This is a genomic window from Cyanobium sp. Cruz-8D1 (genome assembly GCF_024345975.1).
Classification (GTDB): Bacteria; Cyanobacteriota; Cyanobacteriia; order PCC-6307; family Cyanobiaceae; genus Cyanobium.
The window spans coordinates 1-2,521 of the sequence record NZ_JAGQCD010000098.1 but is presented as its reverse complement, the minus strand read 5'-3'; the positions used below and the strand labels follow the sequence as shown (position 1 = coordinate 2,521).

Sequence of the window (2,521 nt, the reverse complement as noted above, 5' to 3'; positions counted from 1 at the left end):
GCGGCAGCAGCCAGGAGGCGGCTGCCGCAGCGGCGGGCATCTCAGTGCGCAGTGCCCGCCGGATTGAGCGAAACCAGCTGCAACCGCAGGCGAACCAGCCCCGCGGGCGGACCCGTCCGGATCCGCTGGCGGGGGTATGGGAGGAGGAGCTGGTGCCGTTGCTGCAGCGATCGCCGGCGCTGTCGCCGATCACGCTGCTGGAGCATCTGCAGCAGCAGAAACCAGATGTGGACTGGCTTCCGCTGCAGCGCACCCTGCAGCGCCGGGTACGGGAATGGAAGGCGCTGCACGGCCCGGATCCAGAGGTGATCTTCCCGCTCAGCTATGGGCCCGGAGAGATCGCCTTCTGTGACTTCACCCAGCTCAAGGGTGTGGAGGTAGCGATCGCCGGCAAGGTGTTCCCCCATCTGTTGTTTCACTACCGCCTGGCATGGAGCGGCTGGAGCTACGCGCAGGTGGTGCAGGGAGGCGAGAGTTTCGTGGCGCTCTCCGAGGGTCTGCAGAACGCCCTGGCGGCCTGCGGCGGGGTGCCGACGGAACTGCGGACCGACCGGTTATCGGCGGCGTGCCGCAACCGCAATGGCAGTTTTTCAGCCGACATCACCCCCCGCTATCACGCCCTCTGCAGTCACTACGGCCTGGCCTACAGCCGCAACAACCTGGGAGTGGCGCATGAGAACGGCCGTGTGGAGAGTCCCCATGGCCATCTCAAGCGGCGGATCGAGCAGGCGCTGCTGCTGCGCGGCAGCAGCGATTTTGAGTCGCTGGCTGCGTACCAGGCCTTCCTGGCTGCGGTGCTCGAGCAATACAACCGACCGCGGCTGGTCCGGCTGGAGCAGGAAAAGCCGGCGCTGCGGCCGCTGCCGCGCTTTCGCTTTGCCGACTACGACATCGAGCAGCTCACGGTGCGGCGCACCAGCACGATCGAGGTGCGCAAGGTGGTGTATTCGGTGCCACCACGGCTGATCGGCCAGCGGCTGACGGTGCGGATCTTCCACGACCGACTGCAGCTGTTGCTCGGCCGCCAGCTGGCCTGCGAGCTGGTGCGGCTCCATGGCGACGTGGAGCGGCATGGACGGGCCTGGAGCATCGACCTGGAGCATCTGATCGATGCGCTGCGGCGTAAGCCCCGGGCGTTGCTGCACTGCAGCTACCAACGGGAGCTGTTCCCCGATGAGCTCTGGTGGCAGCTGTGGCAGCAGCTGCGCCATGGCGGTGATCGTGACGCCGCCGCTCGCTTGATGGTCGAGGCGCTGTATGTCGGCTGCCGAGTGGCGGGCTACGAACCGGTGCTGGCCTGGCTCGAGAAGGCCCACCAACGGCAGGGGCTGTCGCTGGCGGCGCTGCAGCAACGCTTCCGGCTGCCGCCCCATCGCCCGCTGCCACCGCAACGCATTGATCAACACAACCTGCAGATCTATGACGACCTCCTTGTCCTCCGTCCCGCGGCCCCAGGCGGCGGAAGCCGCCCTGCCGATCCTGTTGCGGCAGCTGCGGCTGGCACGGATCAGCTCCCACTGGCAGAGCCTCGCCTCGCAGGCTGAGGCCGAGGGCTGGAGCCACAGCCAGTTTCTCTATGCCCTCTGCGAGCAGGAGGTGGAGCAGCGCCAGCAGGCCCGCCAGCAACGGTTGCTGCGAGCGGCCCAGCTGCCGTGGAGCAAGGCGCTGGCGGACTACGACCACAGCGGCCGGATCGAGGCCGGCCCATGGCAGGAGCTGGAGGGGCTGACCCACCAGAGCGACTGGCTGCAGCGGGGTGAGAACGTGCTGTTGTTCGGCCCCAGCGGCGTGGGCAAGACCCATCTGGCCATCGGCATCGTCCTGGCGCAGATCGGCCTGGATCAGCCCTGCCGCTTCTACCCGGCCACGGCGCTGGTGCAGGAGCTGCAGAAGGCCCGCGCCGAGTACAACCTGCCGCAAGCGCTGGAGCGGCTGGATCGCTATCCATTGCTCCTGATCGATGACATCGGCTACGTGCGGCGGGATGAACAGGAGAGCAGCGTGCTGTTTGAACTGATCTGCCACCGCTACGAGCGCCGATCGCTGCTGATCACCGCCAATCAGCCGTTCACGGCCTGGGATGAGATCTTCCCCAGCAGCTCAATGACCGTCGCGGCGGTGGACCGGCTGGTGCATCACTGCCACATCATCGAGATCAGCGGCGACAGCCACCGCCGCGCCGATGCCGACCGCCGTGCCGGGAGGCGGCGCAAGGAACCGGGGTAGGGCGAGGAGACATTGACGCGAGGCGCCAACCTGGCGCCGATGAATGCAGCCCCCGGTGGGGGGCTCCGCGCTGCCGGCGGACTGTGGGGTCCGCCGGCTCGTGCGCTCTGCGAAACGTTGGGGCGGAGGTTCCCCGAGGAGCACCGGCCAACCCGAATGTCGCCTGGTGCCGATCAAGAAAACCCCAGTGCTGATCGGGCTTCTGGTAGCGGAGTGGCTCACTTTTCGTGTCGCCGCCCCCAGGTTGTCGCCGGCGACAACCTGGGGGCCCTCACCGGCCAACTTGGTTGTCGCG

General features: G+C 67.8%; 2 protein-coding genes. Both read left to right on the top strand.

All coding sequences use genetic code 11. The features are described 5' to 3' along the window. The coding region (istA, locus tag KBZ33_RS21300) for an IS21 family transposase (protein WP_255012017.1) at window positions 1-1,544 on the top strand (1,544 nt) is incomplete at its 5' end. Further along, complete coding sequence (gene istB, locus KBZ33_RS21295; RefSeq protein WP_255012016.1) at window positions 1,432-2,226, top strand: IS21-like element helper ATPase IstB; 795 nt, start codon at window positions 1,432-1,434, stop codon at window positions 2,224-2,226. The genes istA and istB, both read left to right, overlap by 113 nt. Window positions 2,227-2,521 lie beyond the last annotated feature (295 nt).